Origin of the sequence: Actinosynnema mirum DSM 43827 (assembly GCF_000023245.1) — a bacterium.
In the GTDB taxonomy this organism is placed as follows: Bacteria; Actinomycetota; Actinomycetes; order Mycobacteriales; family Pseudonocardiaceae; genus Actinosynnema; species Actinosynnema mirum.
The window spans coordinates 2,669,866-2,691,074 of record NC_013093.1; the positions used below are offsets into that span (position 1 = coordinate 2,669,866).

Consider the following 21,209-nt stretch of genomic DNA (forward strand, 5'->3'; position numbering starts at 1 on the left):
CCGCCCCGCCACCACCCCTGGCCGAACGCCCCCAACCAGCCCAACCGCCCCGCTCAGCCGGATGCCATCCGCTGCGGGGGAAGCTCCACCGCGGCCAGCTCCGCTCCGCCCAACGGCCGGGACCCGATCCGCAGCACCACCTGCGGAACCACCGCGCCCCCCAGCGCCCGCCGCAACTTCTGCGGCCCGCAAGGGGCCCGCCGCACCGTCAGCCCCAGACAGGCCCCGGCCAACTGCACCCGGTGCAACGCCTGCCCCGCCTGCACCTCCGCCTCGGGCCCGTCCGTGAACGTGCACAGCACCGCCACCAGCGGCGCGTCCGCGACGCCCAACCAGGCCATCTCCTCCTTGTCGACCGCCTGCAACCAGGCCCGCTCCCGCTGGGCGGCCCGCTGCAGCGCCTGCCTGCGCGCCACCGGCACCGGAATCCCCGCCAGCGGCTCGACCTCGGCCGCGCCGGCGGCCCCGAGCAACCGCTGCGTCTCCTCGTCCGGTTCCCTGGTCCCGCCCAGCCGCACCACCGCCAGCGCGCCGGGCACGTCCGGTGGCCGCAACGTCACCAGCGCCCGCACCCCGCGCTCCTGCAGCGCCAGCCGCAACACCAGCAGCGCCGATCCCACCGCGAGCCGCGCGTCGAGCCGGTCGCTCTCCGCGTGCAGCTCGATCCGGTCGGCCGTCAGGCGGAACCTGCACGAACGACCGCCCGCCGCAGCCGCAGCGGTCAGCACGTCCGCCACGTCGCGCCCCGCCAGTCCCAGCGCTCCGGTCATCGCGCGCCACCTCCGTTCCGTTCAACCACTATCCGGCGATGGGCCGGACCCGCACACCGCCGAAAGTCCTCGTTGGACCGGGCCGGTCGCGCCCGGCCACTGAGGACCGCCCGTTCGCAGGACAGCGCGCCAGCCCTGAAAGCAGGACCCTGGAAGACGCGACCCGCGCCCCGTCCCCGGCGCGTCGCACCACGCACCCGGAGGTACCGATGAGACTCCTGCCCGGCCCCAACCCACTGGCCAGGGCGGGGGACAGGCTGGTGGGCGCCCTGTTCGGCCTGGTCTGGGTGGTGGCCGCGATCGGAATGCCCGTGGCGGGCGCGGTGGGCACCAGAACCCACACCCACCTGTCCGACCTGTCAGACCACCAGACGTCCACCACAACCCCAGCCCAAGCCGTCCTCCTGACCGACTCCCCGCACTCGGACGCGTCCACCATCGGCGCAGGCGCCGAACGCACCCAGGTCCCCGCAACCTGGCAAACCCAGGACGGCACCCTCAGAACCGGAACGGTGGAAGCCGCGAACGACCTCACCGCAGGCACCCCAGTCCCCATCTGGCTGAACCCCGAGGGAACCCCAACCCCCAAACCCCTGACCAGCGGCGAAGCCCTGCTAGGCGCAGCGGGAGCAGGCCTGGGAACCTGGCTGGCCCTAGTAGCAACGGCCACAGGCTGCGGAGCAACCGCCCACATCGCAGTACGCAGGGCACACCTACGCGCCTGGGAACGCGAATGGGCCCTGGTAGAACCCTCCTGGCGAGCCAACTGACAACCGCCACACCAGCCAAGCCCCCACACTCGCAAGCCGCCCGCACTCGCGGGCTGCGGGGCGAGCGCAGCGAGCCCGCAGCCGCCCACTCCCGCGTCCCTCTTCTCCGTGTGGCCTGGCGAAGCCCGAGCGCAGGTGTCAAGACGCCGCCGCACCGCCCGGAAGACCGCCCGAGTCAAACGGCGTCTTGACGCCTGTGCTTGCCTGAAAGGAGGCCACACGGAGAAGAGGGACCCCGCCCACCGCAGGGGTAAACCGGACCACCAGCGGAAGCGCCACCGGCCGGCAGAGCCCGTGTCCCCTCTTTTTTGGAGGTCTGCCCCGCCGGCGAGGCGTGCCCTTCAGCTCTTGCCCTTGGCTCTTCAGCTCTTGCTTTCCCCCTCACAACGGATCAACCACCTCCTCCACCCCCCTCCGGGGCGTCAACGGCAAAACCGCGGCCCCAGGCAACACCCACCCCAACCGCAACACCACCTGCGGAACCACATCCCCCCCGAACACCGCCCGCCCCACCTCATACCGGGCCTCGTCAACCTCCAACGGCTGCGTCAGCGGGCAGGTGGCCATCCCCGCCGCCGTGGCCGCCAACAACACCGCACTCATCGCCTCACCCGACCGCAGGCGCCCAAGCGGGTCATCCCGAATCGTCCCCAGCACCAGCAACGCCGCTTCATCCCGCTCAGCCCCAGCCCCAGGTGGCTGCGCCAGCTCCCCAACCGGGAACTCCCGCATCCGCACCACCCCCCGCCCGGACCCGGCCGCAGGCACGCTGGCCGCAGGAACCCCGTCCGGACTCCCGCCACCCCGTCCCGTCCAGTTCCGCAACTCCACCCGGTACACCGGATCCGCCGCCTGCACCGCCGCCGCCACCGAGATCGCGGGCACAAGGTGGGCGGGCCCGGCGACCCGAGCCACCACCCCCTCCGCCTCCGCGATCCGCTCCAACCGCTCCAACGCCGCCTCAGGCGCCGCCCAGTTCGAGTAGTCCCGCCGATCGGTCCGCCGCCTCCGCAGCGCCGTCGCCATCCTGATCTCCGCAGCCGTCGGCACGTGCCGCGCGAACTCCACCGTCGCCAGGTGCTGCGGGTCGTCCGGGCTGGGCATCCTGCGCACCAGCGCCCGCCAGCCGACGGCCGCCAGCGCCACCCGCAGGTGGTGCAGCGCGGCCCCGCAGCTGAGCAGCAGGTCGGCGCCGTCGGGGTCGACGCCGGGCAGCCGCCGTCCGGTGTCGGCGTGCAGCTGCACGCTGCGCGCGCCCACCCGCCACCGCCACGGCTGCGTGTTGTGCACCGACGGCGCGCGGCAGGCCAAGGTCACCGCGGCTCGCACTGTCGCCGCGTCGGGTTGGCCCCGGTTCATCGCGCCCCACCTCCACATCCCCTCCAGATCCCCACTTTCGACGCTGGCATTCGGACGCACCCCCACACAGGGGCGGAGGTCCCTTCCGGGCCGGGCACCAACGGCCCTGTGCCGCGCGCCCGCGAGGAACGACGCTGGTGGTGCACTGGAGAGAGCTGCGTGGGGAGGCCGAGTCTGATGGACGAGGGTTCGGAGCGGGAGGTCCACGAGGACACCGCCGCCGGTGGCCGCAATTCGCTGGCGCGCCCAGGTGACCTGCTCGAACGCGTGGTGATCGCGATCGCCGTGCTGCTCGTGCTGCTGGCTCTCCCCGTCGCCGCCGCGATCGGTTCCGAGGTGCACTCGATGCGCGCGGACTTCATCGCCACCGACGTCGCCGAGAAGCACCCCGTGACCGCCACCCTCACCGAGGACGCGCCGGTCGTCGCGGGCATCACCGGCTTCGAGAACGTCGAGGCCCGCGCGGGGTGGACCACTCCCGCAGGCGCCACCCGCACCGGCCTGGTCGGAGCCCCGAACGGCAGCCCGGCGGGCGCCGAGGTCGAAATCTGGGTGGACGGCCTGGGCGGCCTGGTCCCACCCCCACCCCAATCCGACGGCGCTCTGATCGCAGGCGTCACCGTCGCACTCGGCCTGTGGGCCGCCTTCGCCGGCGCGATCGTCCTGTCCTGCATGGTGCTCCGCGCGCTCCTGAACCGCTTGCGCGCCACCGACCTGGAACGCGAGTGGGCCCGCGTCGAACCGGTCTGGACCAGCCGTGCGTGAGGCTTGCGTCACCGCGAACGACTGGAAAACCCAGCCCCCCGACCAACCATCGCACCCCGACAACAATCACCCCGGTACCCGAGGAGCGACGCGGTGAGCACGGTCGTGGTCGGCGTGGACGGCAGCAGGACGGCGTTGCGCGCGGTTCGCTGGGCGGCGTCGGAGGCGAGGGCGCGTGACGTCCCGCTCCGCCTCGCTCACGCGGAGATGCCGCTGCCCCAAGGAATCCCCGGTCTCGACGACCGGACCAGGCAGGAGATGCACAAGCAAGCCCTCCTCTGGCTCGACGAGGCAGCGGGCCAAGCCGGGGGAGTGGCCGTCCAGTACCGCGCCCAGATCGCCCTCGCCGCCCCGCTCCTCACCGCCGAGTCCGAACGCGCCGACCTCGTCGTCCTCGGCTCACGCGGCACGGGCACCCTCGCCTCCCTCCTCCTGGGCTCCACAGCCGTGGCCGTGGGCGCCCGCTCCTCCTGCCCCGTGGTGGTGGTCCCCGACCACGACCCGAAACCCGGCCCCGTGGTCTGCGGAATCCGCTCCGTCGACGACACCGCCGCCCTGGCCAGGGCCTTCGAACAAGCCCGCGGCAACCGCCTCGTCGTCGTGAGCACCACCCGCCCGCACCTCCTCTCCGCACCCGACGACCAAGCCACCGCGGACCACAGCGCCCACCTCGCCCGCACCGTCGACCCCTGGCGCCGCAGGCACCCCGACGTCCAGGTCGACCTGGTCGTCCGCGGGGACCACCCCGCCCACACCCTGCGCGAGTGGGCCCGCGGAGCGTCCCTCCTGGTGGTGGGCAGCCGAGGCCGAGGCACCCTCGCGGGCTGGCTGCACGCCTCCACCAGCCAGGCCCTCCTCCACCGCACCCCCTGCCCCGTCATGCTCGTCCCCCTCAAAGCCCCAACCGTGCCCACCCTCGCCCGCTGAAGCGCAAAACCCTTCCCCTCCACCACAACAGAACACAAAAAGCGGGGGTGCCCACGCACCCCCGCTTCCCCCTCCTCAGCCCCTCAGCCCCTCCTCAGCCCCTCACACCCTCCTCAGCCCCTCACACCACGAGCCCACGCTCCGCGAACTGCTCCCGAACCCGAGCCACCAGCGCCGGAGTGGGCGTGGGCGTCCCCGCCAGCGGGAACTTGATCCCCAACTCCTGGTACTTGCTCTCCCCGAGCTTGTGGAACGGGAGCACGTCCACCCGCTCCACGTTCCCCAGCGAGGCCGCGAAGTCCGCGACCCCGGCCACGTTGTCCTCCGCGTCCGTGTGCCCTGGCACGAGCACGAACCGCACCCACACCGCCTTGCCCAGGTCCGCCAACCGCCGCGCGAAGTCCAGCGTCGGCGCCACCTCACCACCGGTCACCCGCCGATAGGTCCCAGGGAACCAGGACTTCACGTCCAGCAGCACCAGGTCCACGTCCGCCAGCAGCTCGTCCGACGCCCGCATCCCCAGGTACCCGGAGGTGTCCAGGGCGGTGTGCATCCCCCACTCCTTGGCCCGCCGGAACAGCTCCCCGGTGAACACCGGCTGGAGCAGCGGCTCCCCGCCGCTCACCGTGAACCCGCCACCCGCGACCTGGATGAACCGCCGGTACGGCTCGGCCTCGGCCATGATCTCCTCGGCCGTCACCACCGTCCCGTCGCGCATCTTCCACGTCTCGGGGTTCTGGCAGTACAGGCACCGCAGCGGGCACCCGCTGGTGAACACCACGAACCGCGTCCCTGGCCCGTCGACCGCCGTGGCCAGGTCCCACGAGTGGACCGTGCCGCTGATCGGCTTGACCTGCCCACCCCTGGGCTGCCCGCCCCTGACCTGCCCATCCCTGGGCTGCATCGCGCCTGTCGTCATCGGGTGCACCGAACCCGTCGTGGTCGGGCCGATCAGCGTGCTCGTCATCGGAGTCGCCCCCGCTATCGGCGTAGGTGTGGCTGTGGCTGTGGCTGTTGGCATCGGCAGGGTGGTTGTCATGACCGGGTCACAGCCCGCCGTGGAAGGTCCGGTTGACCACGTCCTGCTGCTGCTCCTTGGTCAACCGCACGAAGTTCACCGCGTACCCCGACACCCGGATCGTCAGCTGCGGGTAGTTCTCCGGGTGCTCCATGGCGTCCAGCAGCGTCTCGCGGTGCAGCACGTTCGCGTTGAGGTGGTACCCGCCCGCGTCCGTGTAGGCGTCCAGCACGCCCACCAAGTTCCCGGTGCGCTCCTCGGCGTCGCGCCCCAACCCGTTCGGCGTGATCGTCGCGGTCAGCGAGATCCCGTCCAGCGCGTCCTCGTAGGGCAGCTTCGACACCGACAGCGCCGCCGCGACGAGCCCGCGCTTGTCCCTGCCGTTCATGGGGTTCGCGCCGGGCGCGAACGGCTCCCCGGCCCGCCGACCGTCCGGCGTGTTCCCGGTGTGCCTGCCGTACACCACGTTCGAGGTGATCGTCAGCACCGACTGGGTGTGCAGCGCCCCCCGGTGCGCCGGGTACCTGCGCACCTTCTCCATGAAGTCCCGCACCAGCCCGGCCGCGATCGAGTCCGCCCGGTCGTCGTTGTTGCCGTACCTCGGGAAGTCGCCCTCGATCTCGTAGTCCACCGCCAGCCCGGTCTCGTCCCGGACCACCCGCACCACCGCGTGCTCGATGGCCGACAGGCTGTCCGCCGCCACCGACAGCCCCGCGATGCCGCAGCCGAGCATCCGCTGCACCGGGCTGTCGTGCAGCGCCATCTCGATGCGCTCGTACGCGTACTTGTCGTGCATGTAGTGGATGACGTTCAGCGCGTCCACGTAGGTCCGCGCCAGCCAGTCCGACATCTTGTCGAACGCGGCCCGCACCTCGCCGATCTCCAGCACGTCACCGGTGATCGCCGGGAACTCCGGCCCGATCTGCTCGCCGGTCACCTCGTCCCGGCCGCCGTTGATCGCGTACAGCAGCGCCTTCGCCAGGTTGGCCCGCGCGCCGAACAGCTGCATCTGCTTGCCGACCCGCATCGGGGACACGCAGCAGGCGATCGCCGCGTCGTCGCCGAACTGCGGCCGGATCAGCTCGTCGTTCTCGTACTGGATCGAGCTGGTGTCCACCGACACCCGCGCGCAGTACCGCTTGAACCCCTCGGGCAGCGCGGGCGACCACAGCACCGTCAGGTTCGGCTCCGGCGCGGGCCCGAGGTTGTACAGGGTCTGCAGGAACCGGAAGCTGGACTTGGTCACGAGCGGGCGCCCGTCCTCGCCCACGCCGCCGATCGACTCGGTCACCCACGTCGGGTCGCCCGAGAACAGCTGGTCGTAGGCGGGGGTGCGCAGGAAGCGCACGATCCGCAGCTTGATCACCAGGTCGTCGACGAGCTCCTGCGCGCCCTCCTCGGTCAGCGTTCCCGCCGCGAGGTCCCGCTCGAAGTACACGTCCAGGAACGTCGACACCCGGCCAAGCGACATGGCCGCGCCGTTCTGCTCCTTCACCGCCGCCAGGTAGCCGAAGTACACCCACTGCACGGCCTCGCGCGCCGTCGTCGCGGGCCGGGAGACGTCGCCGCCGTACGAGGCGGCCATCTCCTTCAGCTCGCCCAGCGCCCGGATCTGCTCGGCGATCTCCTCGCGCTCGCGGATCACGTCCTCGCTGGACGGCACCTCGTTGAGCGCGGCCCGCTCGTCCTTCTTGACCTGCACCAGCCGGTCCACGCCGTACAGCGCGACCCGCCGGTAGTCGCCGATGATCCGGCCGCGCCCGTAGGCGTCCGGCAGGCCCGTGATCACGCCCGCGCGGCGCGCGCGCATGACCGCCGGGGTGTACGCGTCGAACACGCCGTCGTTGTGGGTCTTGCGGTACTTGGTGAACACCTCGCGCACCGACGCGGGCAGCTCGTAGCCGTACGCGGCCAGGCTGCTCTCCACCATCCGCAGCCCGCCGTTGGGCATGATCGCCCGCTTGAGCGGCGCGTCCGTCTGCAGCCCGACGATCAGCTCCTGCGCCTTGTCCAGGTAGCCGGGCCGGTGCGAGGTGATGGTGGACGGCGTGTGCTGGTCCACGTCCAGGACGCCGCGCCTGCGCTCCTCGGCGAACAGGCCGGACAGGTCCCGCCACAGCCCGGTGGTGCGCTCGGTCGGCCCGCTCAGGAAGGCCGAGTCGCCCAGGTGCGGCGCGTAGTTGTCCTGGATGAACCCGCGGACGTCGATCGAGTCGCGCCAAGCGCCGCCCTTGAAGCCGCTCCAGGCGTCGAGTCCGAGTCCTGCGGAGACCGCCGTCATGATCATGCACCCCTTAGCTCCGTGCCCACCTGAATCGTTCCGCCAGGGGGTCGGCGGACACAGGGTCGGAGGGCCCGCGCGGGCCGGGACCAGTGGTCCGCATTTACTCGGCCAAGGCGCTCAGCCGCTGGTCGCAGGGGGTGAGAACCGGTGCCTCACCGTGGTTTCGCCGGGTCTTCCCCAAGCCCGCCAGGCCGCCCACCGCCCTCCGCTCAGCGGCACCGCGCCGATGACCCGCGACTTCCGCCCAGCGGTCACACCGATGACCTGCGACTTCCCCCCCCCCCCAGCGGCAGCGTCGGAGGGCTGGCCCGCCTCACCCCTCCCACGGCGCGATGTCGGGCCCGGTGAGCCGCTCGAAGTCCAACCCGCTCGGGTCCTGCCCGGCCGACAACCCGGCCAGCACCCGCCCCTGCCGCCGGGCCAGAGCCGCGATCACCCCGGCGGGCACGACCGCCCCCAGGTCCACCCCCGCGCCCCCCACCCCGTCCTCGGGCGACTCCCCACCAGCCGCCCCACCACCGGCCGCCCCACCACCGGCCGCCCCACCCGCCGTGTTGTACCAGTTCCCCAACATCTCCAGCACCAGGTCGGTCACCAGCACCGCCCCCACCCCGTGCACCGTGTCCGCCGCCCCGTGGAACACCCCGGCGTGCAGCGTCAGGTTCCGGGTCGCGTACACCGCGTCCAGCACCGTCGTCATCCGGTGCTGCTGCCGCAGCAGCCACTTCGCGCACCGCTGCGGCGAGGTCAACCGCCCCCGCCAGTCCCGAGCCTGCCGCACCGCCAGCGGGTGCAGGTGCTCCAGCAGCTCCTCCAGCGGCGACTCCGGGTCCACCAGCGCCCCGACCCACCTGTTCAAATCATCCAGGTGGTACCGGTACCGGTAGGGCGCGTGCTCGGCCACCCGAGCCAACCCGCCCTCCAGCACCCCGGTGAGCCGGTCCCGCTCGCCCACCGCCGCGTCCCGCACCACCTCGGCCTCGTACAGCCTGCGCTCCAGCACCTCCAGGTGCCGCCCGCTGCGCCCCGGCAGCGCGGCCCGAGCCTGCTCCACCGCCGACCCGGCCAGCGCCGCCCGGTTCCGCGCGTACCCGAGCCGCGTGGTCACCGACAGCCGCACGCACCGGTGCGTGTGCACCACGGCCTGCCGCAGGCTCTGCAGCGCCAGCGCGGCGGCCAGCTCGTCCCGGTTGCCCAGCCCGCACGCCTCCACCGCCGACCAGGCCAGCGCCGCCGTCGCGCTCGGCGAGTCCGTCCTGGCCGCCAGGTGCGCCATCCGCAGCGCCCGCCGCACCTCGTCGGGCAGTCCCGGCGCGGTCAGCGGCCTGGCCCGCCGGGTGCCGCGCCCGCTCGGCCCGATCTCCTCGGTGCCACCCGCCACCCTCGTCACCAGCACCCTCGGCTCCAGCGCGGGCGCGGCGAACCGGTCACCCGCCAGGTACTGGTCGAGCAGCTCCACCAGCGTCCGCCGCGCCAGCCGCCCCGCCGACGGCTTGTCCCGCGCCGTCACCACCACCCCGACCAGGCAAGCCTCGCCCCCACCGGTGAACGACTCCGCGAACCGCCGCATCCGCGCCGTCTCCCGCCCCCAGCTCAGCCCACCGGCCTCGCGCAGCGGCCACTGCGCCGCGCCCGCCCGGAACCGCTCCAGGTCCACCAGCTCGCTCGTGCCCCGCACCACCCCCAGCACCCGGTACTCGCCCGCCGGGGGCAGCAGCAGCTCCCACGCCGCGTCCCCGTCACGCGGAACCTCGGCGGTGAGCAGGTCCTGCTCCAACGCGGTCAGGTCCCGGTCGGCGGCGGCCAGCAGGCACGCCACCTCGTCCGCGAGCACGTCGTGCGCGGTCGGCCCCAGCTTCCCGTCCCAGGCCTGCCGGAACCGCGCCCGCAGCACCTCCGGCACCTCGTCGGCGGCCCGCTCCAGCTCCACCGCGAACCCGCCCGCCCGCGCCCGGAACCCCGACTGGTCGGCGACGACCGCCGCGTGCGCCTCCTCCAGCACCCGCGCGACCCGCTCCAGCACCGGGTCCGGCTCCCACACCGCGCGCACCGCCCGCACCTGCCGCAGCGCGTTCGCGCACATCCGGTTCACCAGCCGCACGGCGGGCTGCCCCTGCCGGTGGTGGTAGTGCAGCGCGGCCCGCACCCGTGGCAGCTCGGTGACCAGCCCGGCGAGCCCGGAGGCGTGCTTGCTCAGCACCGCGCCGGGGTCGACCCCGCCCATGACCCGCTGCAGCAGGTGCACCCGCTCCGCCGACAACCAGCCGGTGAGCCTGCCCAGCACCTGCGCGTCGAACCCCCGTTCCCCCACGGGAGCGAGCGTAGCCACACCCCACCGCGCGATCCCCCGACCACCTACCGCGCACCGGGACGCCACTACGGCCACCCGTCCGAGCGACAACCGCCCCGTCCGAGCGACAACCGCCCCGCCCCGACGGTGGGGGACCCCGACCAGGGGTCCCCCACCGCCCCCTAGATCAGAACGTCGCGCACAGCAGCGTCAGGCTCCCCGACGACTCCTGCCGGTACAGCCGCACCCCGCCCGTCGCCTGCGAGATCGTGAGCGCGTCCCGGTCCCGCACGGTCACCCGCACGCACCCGTTGCCGGTCGACACGTTCCGCCACTGCGTCGTGGTCGACGACCCCTCCGAGAACGGGAAGTACAGCACGTCGCCGCACTCGTAGGGCAGCACGTACCGCACCCCCTCGTCCAGGTCGGCCGAGAACACCTGCACCGCCGTCGACGAGGTGTTGCACAGCGTCGCCGACCCGAAGCGCGGCGAGCGGTCCTCCGCCGCCGGGGCGGGCAGGGCGGCGGCGAGGCACAGACCGGCGGCGACGACTCCCGCGACGGCGTTCCGAGCGAACATCAGCATCCTCCTGGGGAACTGGTGGTGAGGTCCTCTCCGGACCCGCGCACCGATCCTCGGACGCCCCGGCGGCCTCTCCGCGCCAAACCGCCTCATCGGGCGAGCACCCCCTACACCGGGCCCGCCCACTCGAACAGGTGGAGTTGCCGGTCGGACCCAGCGGGTGGCCCCAAACCCCCGGATATTGCTGTCCGTATCCGCATGGTCACGCCTTTAAAGGGGGCCGTCTGATGTCCGTGCTCGCACCCGGCCGGCGATTGCTGGCAGCGGCGACGTCGTTCCTCATAGCCGCGGGAGTGAGCGTAGGACTCGCTCCCCTGACCGCCGAAGCCGCGGTCGAGCGCGCCTTCACGCTGAACTACAACGAGGAGGTCTACGGCGACTTCGTCGAGGCGGGCAACGGCAACTCGGTCTGCCCGGACGCGAACGCCCCCACCGACCCGTTCGGCGAGGCCAAGGCGAACTGCGCGAGCGCGCAGGCCCGCACCATCACAGCCTCGGCGAACAACAACGACTCGTACTACATGCAGTGGGCGGACGTCGACAGCAACGCCGCGACGTTCAACTCCTCCAGGGGCAGCGTCACCATCCCGCCCGGCTCGCGCGTGGCCTACGCCCGCCTGAACTGGTCCGGCGACACCGGCTCGATCAAGCTCAGCACCGGCGCCGTCTCCACCGCGCCCGGCTGCAACACCCGCCAGTTCCAGTCCACGGCGGGCACCGCCGTCGTCCCCTCGGGCACACCCGAGTCGACCTCGACCGTGCTATCCATCGGCAACGGCGCCCCGGTCAACGTCGCCCCGCAGGTGATCACCCGCGACGCGCTGGCCAACGTGCCCTCCAGCCAGCCGCAGTTCTACTCGGCCTACGCGGACGTCACCGCCCGCTTCCAGAACCTGCCGTCGGGCACGGCCAACACCATCACCCTCGGCAACGTCTGGACCCCGCAGGGCTTCGGCTGCTACTCGGGCTGGTCGCTGGTGCTCGTCTACCAGTACGACGCCCCCAACAGCACCTACGCCCCGTCCAAGCGGGAGATCTTCCTCTACGACGGCCACGTGCGGCAGTCCTCGGTGGACGCCCCCACGACCATCCCCGTCACCGGCTTCCGCGTCGCCGCCACCCCCGTGCGCATCGGCCTGACCGGCTACGAGGGCGACTTCAACATCTCCGGCGACCAGTTCCAGGTCAACGGCACCTCGCAGGGCGACCCGCTCAACACGGCGAACACCACGAACTTCTGGGTCTCCAACGCCCAGAACGCGGTGAGCCCCAGAGTCGCCAACAACATGAGCGTGGACGCCAAGGTCATCGAGACCAACAACATCGCGGTCGGCGACACCTCGGCGCAGTTGACGTTCACCACCGCCGGTGACACCTACCTGGCGCAGAACCTGGTGTTCTCCGTGCCGGTCCCGGCGATCTACATCACCAAGGACAGCAGCGGCGGCCCGTACCGACCGGGCGAGCAGATCCCGTTCACCATCAGCGTGGTCTCGCCCGGTTCCAGCCGCGCGGTCAACGTGACGGTCACCGACCCGTCCTTCGCCGACTGCAACCGCGCCATCGGCACCCTGCTCCCGAGCGTCCCGGTCACCTACACCTGCACCGGGCCCGCGCCGGACACCAGCGGCACGAACATCGCCTACGCCTCCGGCGGCGACGACTTCGGCGGGGTGGTGGAGAGCGAGGGCAGCAAGTCCTTCACCGTCATCCACCCGGCCATCGACATCACCAAGACCGCCGACAAGGCCGTCTACGCGGCGGGCGAGACGATCACCTTCACGATCACCGTCGCCAACACCGGCGACGCCCCGCTGACCAACGTGAACGTGTCCGACCCGAAGGTCCCGGCCTGCGCCCGCCCCAACCAGAGCCTCGCCGCGGGCGCGCGCTTCACCTACACCTGCACCACGACCGCGCCGCTGGCTGGTGACTCCAACACCGCCACCGCGACCGGCTCCGACCCGGCGGGCAAGACCGTGAGCGACACCGCCACGGTCGTCACCACCACGCCCGGCTCGATCTCCGGCCGCGTGTTCAACGACCGCGACGACGACGGCCTCTACGAGCCGGAGAACGGCGGCACCGGCATCCAGGGCGTCACCGTCACCCTGTCCGGCACCAGCGGCACCGGCACGGCGGTCAACCAGACCACCACGACCACCTCGGACGGCTCCTACTCGTTCGCGGGCGTCCCGGCGGGCACCTACACCGTCGCCGAGACCCAGCCCGCCGACTACGACGACGGCAAGGACACCCCCGGCACCTTCGCGACGAGCGCGGGCAACGACCGGTTCACCGTCACCCTGCCGCAGAACGGCTCCAGCGTCGGCAACGACTTCGCCGAGCTGGGCGCCTCCAGCCTCGCGGGCACCGTCTACAACGACCTGAACGTCAACGGCGTGCTGGAGCCCGGCGAGCCGGGCATCGGCGGCGTCACCGTGACGCTCACCGGCGCCGACTCCGCGGGCAACCAGGTCCGCATCACCACCCTGACCGCCGCCGACGGCACCTACCTGTTCGACCGCCTGCGCCAGGGCACGTACAACATCGAGGAGGCTCACCCGAGCACCTACCAGGACGGCCAGTCCACACCGGGCACGGTCGGCGGCACCCCCACCTTCAGCGACATCTCCGACATCGCCCTGCCCTCGCGCACCGCCGCCACGGGCTACAACTTCGCCGACTACCTGCTCGCCTCGCTCAACGGCTCGGTCATCGACGAGCACGACGACCCGATCCCGAACGTGCGCGTGGTCCTCACCGGACCGGACGGCTCCAAGGAGACCACCACCGCCGACAACGGCGTGTGGCTGTTCGACGGCCTGCGCCCCGGCGCCTACAGCGTCGTGGAGTTCCAGCCGGCCGGGTACGCGGACGGCCCCGAGACGGTGGGCGACGCGGGCGGCGTCAACTCCGACAACGACGTGTTCAGCGGCATCGTCCTGCGCTCCGGCCAGACGGGCAGCGGGTACGTCTTCCAGGAGTTCCCGTCGTCCATCGGCGGCGACGTCTACGAGGACCGCAACGGCAACGGCGCCCGCGACGCGGGCGAGCCCGGCATCCGGGGCGTCACCGTGACCCTCGCGGGCACCAGCGCGGCGGGCAGGCCGGTCAACCAGACCACCCGCACCAACTTCAGCGGCGACTACCTGTTCGACGACATCCCCGGCGGCCGGTACTCCCTCACCGAGACCCAGCCCGCCGGCTACCTCGACGGGCGGGAGACCGCCGGTGACGCGGGCGGCTTCCTCACCCCGCCGGACACCATCTCCGCGATCGACCTGCCCGCGGGCTACGACGCCACCGGCTACCTGTTCGGCGAGACCATCGCCGCCTCGATCGCGGGCCGCGTCTACGACAACCTCGGCGCGGGCATCCCGAACACCACGATCACCGTCACCAACACCACCGGCTTCTCGGCCACGGTCCGGACCGACGCGTCCGGCGCCTACTCGGTGCTGAACCTGCCGCCCGGCACCTACACGGTCACCGAGACCCAGCCCACCGGCTACGGCGACGGCCCGGACACGGTCGGCTCGGCGGGCGGCACGAACTCCGCGAACGACGTCATCAGCGGCATCGTGATCGCCTCGAACACGGCCGCCACCGGCTACGACTTCGCCGAGGCGTTCAGCTCGCTCGCGGGCACCGTCTACCGCGACGACAACAACAACGGCGTCAAGGACCCCGCCGAGGTCGGCATCGGCGGCGTGACCGTCACGCTGACCGGCAACGACGCGTTCGGCGCCCCGGTCAACCGCACCGAGACCACCGCCCAGGACGGCAGCTACTTCTTCTGCTGCCTCATCGCGGGCACCTACACGCTCACCGAGACCGCCCCGGCCGGCTACATCGACGGCCGCGACACGGCGGGCACGGCGGGCGGCCGGGTGAGCCCGCCCGACTCGATCACCCAGATCTCGCTGCCCCCTGGCGTCGCGGGCACGGACTACCTGTTCGGCAACACGGTGATCGCGGGCATAGCCGGGCGGGTCGTCGACGACGCGGGAGCGGGCATCCCGAACGTCACGATCAACCTGTTCGGCCCGGCCAACCTCACCACGAGCACCGACGCCACCGGCAGCTACCTGTTCGCGGGCCTGCCGCCCGGCACGTACACCCTGGTCGAGGTCCAGCCCACCGGCTACGGCGACGGCGCGGACACCGTCGGCTCGGCGGGCGGCAACATCGTCACCAGCGACGTCATCGGCAACATCCGGCTGACCTCCGGCGCCGCCGCGACCGGCTACGACTTCGCCGAGACCCGCGGCTCCCTCGCGGGGTCGGTGTACGTCGACGCCAACGGCAACGGCGCCCGCGACGCGGGCGAGACCGGCATCGCGGGCGTCACGGTGGCCCTGACCGGCGCCGACGACGCGGGCACGGCGGTCAACCGCACCACCACGACCGCCGCGGACGGCGCGTACTCGTTCACCGGCCTGCTCTCCGGCGACTACCGGGTCGACGAGACCCAGCCCGCCGGGTACCTGGACGGCGTCGACACGCCGGGCACGGCGGGCGGCACGGCCACCCCGCCGGACTCGATCACCGCGATCGACCTGCCCGCGGGCAACGCCGCCACCGGCTACCTGTTCGGCGAGAGCACCCCGTCCGGCATCACCGGCCGGGTCGTCGACGACGCGGGCAACGGCGTCCCCGGCGTCACCGTCACCCTGACCGGTCCCGGCGCGGGCGGCCCCACCGCCACGACCACCACCGGCCCCGACGGCTCCTACGCCTTCACCGGCCTGACCCCCGGCAGCTACACGATCACCGAGACCCAGCCGGTCGGCTACGGCGACGGTCCCGACACGGTCGGCACCGCCGGTGGCACGAACTCGCCGAACGACACGGTCACCGGCATCCCGGTGACCTCCGGCTCCACCGCGTCCGGCTACGTCTTCGCCGAGACGCGCAGTTCCCTGGCCGGTTCGGTCTACGACGACCGCAACGGCGACGGCCTCCGCGACCCCGGCGACACCGGCATCGACGGCGTGCTGATCACCCTGACCGGCACCGACGCGCGCGGCGCGGCGGTCAACCGCACGACCACCACCGCCACCAGCGGCGACTACTCGTTCACCGGCCTGCTCTCGGGCACCTACCGGATCGACGAGACCCAGCCCGCCGGCTACCTGGACGGCATCAACGCGGTCGGCACGGCGGGCGGCGCGCTCGTCCCGCCGGACACGATCGACGCCATCACCCTGCCGGTCGGCACCGCCGCGACCGCCTACCTGTTCGGCGAGACCGTCCAGGCGGGCATCTCCGGCCGGGTCGTCGACGACGCGGGCAACGGCATCCCCGGCGTCACCGTCACGCTGACCGGGCCGAACGGCTCCGGGACCACCCAGACCACGACCACCGGTCCCGACGGCTCCTACGCCTTCACGGACCTGCTGCCCGGCACCTACGTGCTCACCGAGTCCCAGCCCGCCGGGTACGGCGACGGCTCGGGCGCGGTCGGCGCGGCGGGTGGCGCCAGCACCGACCCCAACACCATCGGCGGCATCACCGTCGACTCGGGCACCGCCGCCACCGGCTACGACTTCACCGACACCCGCGGCTCGCTCTCGGGCGCGGTGTACACCGACGTCAACGGCAGCGGCTCCCGCGATCCGGGCGAGCCCGGCATCGAGGGCGTGCCGGTCACCCTGACCGGCGCCGACGCGGCGGGCGCGAACGTCAACCGCACCGCCACCACGAACGCCTCGGGCGACTACTCGTTCACCGGCCTGCTCTCGGGCACGTACGCGGTGACCGAGACCCAGCCCGCCGGCTACCTGGACGGCGCGGAGACCGCGGGCAGCGAGGGCGGCACGATCACGCCGCCGGACTCGATCACCGCGATCGACCTGCCGGTCGACGCCGACGCCGTGGACTACCTGTTCGGCGAGTCCGTCGCGGCCGGGATCTCCGGCCGGGTCGTGGACGAGCTGGGCGACGGCATCCCCGGCGTCACCGTCACCCTGACCGGCCCGACCAGCGCCACCACCACGACCGGTCCCGACGGCTCCTACGCCTTCGCGGACCTGCTGCCCGGCACCTACGCGATCATCGAGACCCAGCCGGTCGGCTACGGCGACGGTCCCGAGGCGGTCGGCACGGCCGGTGGCGACGACTCGCTGAACGACGAGATCAGCGGCATCACCGTCGACTCGGCCACCGCCGCCGTCGGCTACGTGTTCGCCGAGAAGCGCGGCTCCCTCGCGGGCGTCGTGTACGTCGACGCCGACGGCAACGGGGTCCGCGACCCCGGCGAGCCCGGCATCGGCGGCGTCACCGTCGACCTGAGCGGCACCGACGCGCTCGGCAACCCGGTGACCGCCAGCGTCGTCAGCGACCCCGACGACGGCTCCTACCTGTTCCCCGGCCTGCTCTCGGGCGCCTACGCGGTGACCGAGACCCAGCCCGCCGGCTACCTGGACGGGGAGGAGACGGCAGGCACCTCGGGCGGCACGGTCACCCCGCCGGACTCGATCACCGCGATCGACCTGGCGGAGGGCGTCGACGCCACCGGCTACCTGTTCGGCGACTACCAGGCGTCGAGCATCAGCGGCCGGGTCGTGGACGACGCGGGCAACGGCATCGAGGGCGTGGGCCTGAGCCTGAGCGGCCCCGGCGCGACCGGCACCACCGCCGTCACCACGACCGGCCCGGACGGGACCTGGAGCTTCACCGGCCTGGTCCCCGGCCTCTACACCGTGATCGAGACCCAGCCCGCCGGGTACGGCGACGGCCCGGACACCCCCGGCACCGCCGGTGGTGACACCACCATCAACGACGAGTTCGTCGACATCCCGGTGACCTCGGGCAGCGCGCCGAGCGGCTACGTGTTCGCCGAGAAGCGCGGGTCCCTCGCGGGCCTGGTCTTCGAGGACGACAACGGCGACGGGGTGCGCGATCCGGGCGAGCCCGCCATCGGCGGCGTCACCGTGACGCTGACCGGCGCCGACGTCAACGGCGCCGTCAGCCTCACCCAGGTCACCGACACCGCGGGCGGCTACTCGTTCACCGGCCTGCTGACCGGCGACTACACCGTCACCGAGACGCAGCCCGCCGGGTTCCTGGACGGCATCGACACCGCGGGCACCTCCGGCGGCGTCCTCAGCCCGCCGGACGCGATCACCGGCATCGACCTGGTCGCGGGCTTCGACGCCACCGGCTACACGTTCGGCGAGCTGATCGGCGGCACGCTGTCCGGCCGGGTCGTCGACGAGGCGGGCAACGGCATCGAGGGCGTCACCATCACCCTCGACGGCCCGACCCCGGCCACCACCACGACCGGACCGGACGGGTCCTACTCGTTCACCGGCCTCCAGCCGGGCCAGTACACGATCACCGAGACCCAGCCCACCGGGTACGCCGACGCGGGCGGCACGGTCGGCTCGGCCGGTGGCACCCCGACCGGCGACGTCATCGACGGCATCACCGTCGGCTCCGGCACGGTCGGCGCGGGCTACGACTTCACCGACAAGGCGGGCTCGCTCGCCGGCTCGGTGTACGTCGACGCCAACGGCAACGGCCTGCGCGACGCCGGTGAGGACGGCATCGCGGGCGTCACGGTGACCCTCACCGGCGCCGACGACACCGGCGCGAGCGTCAACCGCACCGCGCTCACCGAGACCGACGGGTCCTACCTGTTCGCCGGGCTGCTCTCGGGCGCCTACGCGATCACCGAGACCCAGCCGGACGGCTACCTCGACGGGATCGACGCCCCCGGAACCGCCGGGGCCACCGTCACCCCGCCGGACTCGCTGACCGCGATCGACCTCGCGGCGGGCGACGACGCCACCGGCTACACGTTCGGCGAGCAGGTCGCGGCCTCGCTCTCCGGCCGCGTCACCGACGAGGCGGGCAACGGCATCCCCGGCGTCACCGTCACCCTCACCGGCCCGACCCCGGCCACGACCGTGACCGGAGCCGACGGCTCCTACTCGTTCACCGGCCTCGCCCCCGGCACGTACACCGTGATCGAGACCCAGCCGAACGGGTACGGCGACGGCCCCGACACCGCCGGCTCGGTCGGCGGCGGCACCGACGTCAACGACCAGATCAACGGCATCGTGCTCGGCTCCGACACCAGGGCCACCGGCTACACCTTCACCGACACCCGCGGCTCCCTCGCGGGCTCGGTGTACGAGGACGTCAACGGCAACGGGACCCGCGACAACGGCGAGCCCGGCATCGGCTCCGTCCAGGTCGCCCTGACCGGGACCGACGCCCTCGGCAGGCCCGTGAGCACGACGGTCCTGACCGACCCGGCAGGCGGCTACACCTTCACCGGCGTGGTCGGCGGCTCCTACACCGTCACCGAGACCCAGCCGGGCGGGTACCTCGACGGCGCCGACGCCGCGGGCACCGCGGGCGGCACGGCCACCCCGCCGGACTCGATCACCGGCATCGCGCTCGGCGGCGGCCAGAACGCCACCGGCTACCTGTTCGGCGAGACCGCCCAGGCGGGCATCTCCGGCCGGGTGGTCGACCAGGCGGGCACCGGCATCGCCGGGGTGACCATCACCCTGACCGGCCCGGTCACCGTCGTGGTCGTCACCGACGCCAGCGGCGGCTACGCGTTCACCGACCTGCCTCCGGGCGCCTACACCGTGACCGAGACCCAGCCGGCGAACTACGGCGACGGTCCCGACGCGGTCGGCACGGCCGGTGGCGACGGCTCGGTGAACGACGTGTTCAGCGGCATCGTCATCGACTCCGGCACGGTCGCCTCGGGCTACGTGTTCTCCGAGGTGCAGGGCTCGCTCTCGGGCGCGGTCTACTACGACGCCGACGGCAACGGCGTCCGCGACGCGGGCGAGGTCGGCATCCCGAACGCGACGGTGACCCTCACCGACGCGGCCGGGGACGTGGACCTGCTGGTCACCACGGCCAACGACGGCTCCTACTCCTTCGCGGGCCTCCCGCCGGGGACTTACACGATCGTGGAGACCACGCCCACCGGGTACGACGACGGCCAGGAGACCCTCGGCTCGGCCGGTGGCGCGCTCGTGCCGCCGGACACCATCGCGAACATCCAGCTCGCGGCGGGCCAGTCCGGCGAGGGCTACCTGTTCGGCGAGATCGGCGACGTCGGCGGGGTCGGCAACCCCGGCGAGGAGGTCTCGATCTCCGGCGTGGTCTTCCTCGACGCCAACGGCAACGGGGTGATCGACCCGACCGAGACCACCAGGCTCCCCGGCGCGGTCGTCACGCTGAAGGACTCGACCGGTCAGGAGCTGGAGCTGGCGGCGACCGACGACAACGGCGCCTACTCGTTCACCCTGCTGCCCGAGGGCACGTACACCGTGGTCATCGAGCAGCCGGCCGGCTACGGGGCGACCACGCCCACCGAGGTCACCGTGACGGTGCCCGCCGGTGGCTCGGGCGTGGCGAACTTCGGCGAGCAGCTCGGCCTGATCGGCGACTTCGTGTGGGACGACGCCAACGGCAACGGCGTGCAGGACGCCGGTGAGAAGGGCGTCGCCGGGGTGGTCGTGGTGCTCAAGGACTCCTCGGGCGCCGAGCTCACCCGCACCACCACCGACGCGAACGGCCGGTACGGCTTCACCGACCTGGCCCCCGGCCAGTACCTGGTGACCGTGCTGACCCCGACCGGCATGACGCTGGCGAAGCCGGGCCAGGGCGCCGACCGCGCCCTGGACTCCGACTTCGACCAGACGACCGCCACGTCGGCCCCGCTGACCATCGCCATCACCGGCGGCCGGATCAGCCAGCTGGTGGACGTCGACGCGGCCCTGATCGGGACGGTGGTCGACCTGACCATCGGCCTGACCGTGGACAAGCCGTCCGCGCAGGTGGGCGACACGGTGACGTTCACCGACGTGGTGAGCAACGACGGCAACGTGCCGGTCGTCGGCGCCACGACGACGATCACCCTGCCCGACGGCCTGAAGCCGGTCACGGCCTCGGGCGACGGCTGGGACTGCCAGATCAGCGGCCAGGTGGTCACCTGCACCACCGGCGCGACGATCCCGGCGGGCGCGTCGCTGCCGCCGGTGACCGTGGTGAGCACCGCGACGGCCCCGATGACGTCGACCAACGCGGTGGCCGAGGTCGCCCCGGTGGTGGGCGTGTCGCAGTCGAACACCGACAACGACGTGGCCGTGGTGGCGGTCGAGGTCGCCCAGCCCACCACGACCACCCCGCCGACCACCCCGGCCCCGACCACCCCGCCGCCCCCGGCGGCGGCCCCGGCCCCGCCCGCGGAGGAGCCGCTGGCGTGGACGGGTGTGCAGGTCGCCGGGATGGTCCTGGGCGGTCTGGCCCTGCTGGTCGCCGGCTTCGGCGCGCTGGTCGTGGGCAGGCGGCGGAGGGGGGAGCACCGGTAGCCACCTGAGCTGACCGAACGCGGCCCCGGTGTCCACAGCGGACACCGGGGCCGCGTCGTGCTGCGGTGGGGCCGGGCGGCGTGGCTCGTGCTCG

At 72.9% G+C, this 21,209-nt stretch carries 10 protein-coding genes; 4 read left to right on the plus strand and 6 right to left on the minus strand.

All coding sequences use genetic code 11. From position 1 onward, the window contains the following. Positions 1–53 precede the first annotated feature (53 nt). Entirely contained in the window at positions 54–770 is a 717-nt protein-coding gene (locus AMIR_RS42690) for a hypothetical protein (protein WP_015801241.1), read from the minus strand. Between the two features lie 209 nt (positions 771–979). Between AMIR_RS42690 and AMIR_RS43195 the strand changes: the two genes are divergently transcribed. Next, complete coding sequence (locus tag AMIR_RS43195; protein ID WP_015801242.1) at positions 980–1,540, plus strand: Rv1733c family protein; 561 nt, start codon at positions 980–982, stop codon at positions 1,538–1,540. Positions 1,541–1,921: 381 nt separating this feature from the next. Here AMIR_RS43195 and AMIR_RS12090 read toward each other — a convergent pair whose 3' ends face one another. Further along, positions 1,922–2,899: an Acg family FMN-binding oxidoreductase gene (locus AMIR_RS12090; RefSeq protein WP_015801243.1), complete on the minus strand. Its 978-nt coding sequence runs from the start codon at positions 2,897–2,899 to the stop codon at positions 1,922–1,924. Positions 2,900–3,076: 177 nt separating this feature from the next. Here AMIR_RS12090 and AMIR_RS12095 point away from each other — a divergent pair, with 177 nt between their 5' ends. Next, positions 3,077–3,664 (plus strand): Rv1733c family protein, encoded by a 588-nt coding sequence (locus AMIR_RS12095; RefSeq protein WP_015801244.1) that lies wholly within the window; start codon positions 3,077–3,079, stop codon positions 3,662–3,664. Between the two features lie 93 nt (positions 3,665–3,757). Continuing rightward, complete coding sequence (locus AMIR_RS12100) at positions 3,758–4,591, plus strand: universal stress protein (protein WP_015801245.1); 834 nt, start codon at positions 3,758–3,760, stop codon at positions 4,589–4,591. Positions 4,592–4,712: 121 nt separating this feature from the next. Here the strand turns inward: AMIR_RS12100 and pflA are convergent, their stop codons facing one another. The 4 genes from pflA to AMIR_RS12120 all read right to left on the minus strand — a co-directional run bounded on the left by pflA (position 4,713) and on the right by AMIR_RS12120 (position 10,763). Then, positions 4,713–5,558, minus strand: coding sequence for a pyruvate formate-lyase-activating protein (gene pflA, locus AMIR_RS12105; RefSeq protein ID WP_015801246.1), 846 nt, complete (start codon positions 5,556–5,558; stop codon positions 4,713–4,715). Positions 5,559–5,637: 79 nt separating this feature from the next. After that, positions 5,638–7,890, minus strand: a complete 2,253-nt coding sequence (pflB, locus tag AMIR_RS12110) for a formate C-acetyltransferase (RefSeq protein ID WP_041837669.1) — start codon at positions 7,888–7,890, stop codon at positions 5,638–5,640. Positions 7,891–8,206: 316 nt separating this feature from the next. Beyond that, positions 8,207–10,204 (minus strand): hypothetical protein, encoded by a 1,998-nt coding sequence (locus tag AMIR_RS12115; RefSeq protein WP_015801248.1) that lies wholly within the window; start codon positions 10,202–10,204, stop codon positions 8,207–8,209. A gap of 166 nt (positions 10,205–10,370) precedes the next feature. Beyond that, on the minus strand, positions 10,371–10,763 hold the full coding sequence (locus tag AMIR_RS12120) for a hypothetical protein (RefSeq protein WP_015801249.1): 393 nt from the start codon (positions 10,761–10,763) through the stop codon (positions 10,371–10,373). A 296-nt stretch (positions 10,764–11,059) separates the two neighbouring features. Between AMIR_RS12120 and AMIR_RS39030 the strand changes: the two genes are divergently transcribed. Further along, complete coding sequence (locus tag AMIR_RS39030; RefSeq protein ID WP_041836718.1) at positions 11,060–21,115, plus strand: SdrD B-like domain-containing protein; 10,056 nt, start codon at positions 11,060–11,062, stop codon at positions 21,113–21,115. Positions 21,116–21,209: the final 94 nt, after the last annotated feature.

Coding starts and splice junctions, on each gene's coding strand:
- AMIR_RS42690 (WP_015801241.1), bottom strand. CDS start 770: ATGACCGGAGCGCTGGGACTGGCGGGGCGCGACGTGGCGGACGTGCTG.
- AMIR_RS43195 (WP_015801242.1), top strand. CDS start 980: ATGAGACTCCTGCCCGGCCCCAACCCACTGGCCAGGGCGGGGGACAGG.
- AMIR_RS12090 (WP_015801243.1), bottom strand. CDS start 2,899: ATGAACCGGGGCCAACCCGACGCGGCGACAGTGCGAGCCGCGGTGACC.
- AMIR_RS12095 (WP_015801244.1), top strand. CDS start 3,077: ATGGACGAGGGTTCGGAGCGGGAGGTCCACGAGGACACCGCCGCCGGT.
- pflA (WP_015801246.1), bottom strand. CDS start 5,558: ATGACGAGCACGCTGATCGGCCCGACCACGACGGGTTCGGTGCACCCG.
- pflB (WP_041837669.1), bottom strand. CDS start 7,890: ATGACGGCGGTCTCCGCAGGACTCGGACTCGACGCCTGGAGCGGCTTC.
- AMIR_RS12120 (WP_015801249.1), bottom strand. CDS start 10,763: ATGTTCGCTCGGAACGCCGTCGCGGGAGTCGTCGCCGCCGGTCTGTGC.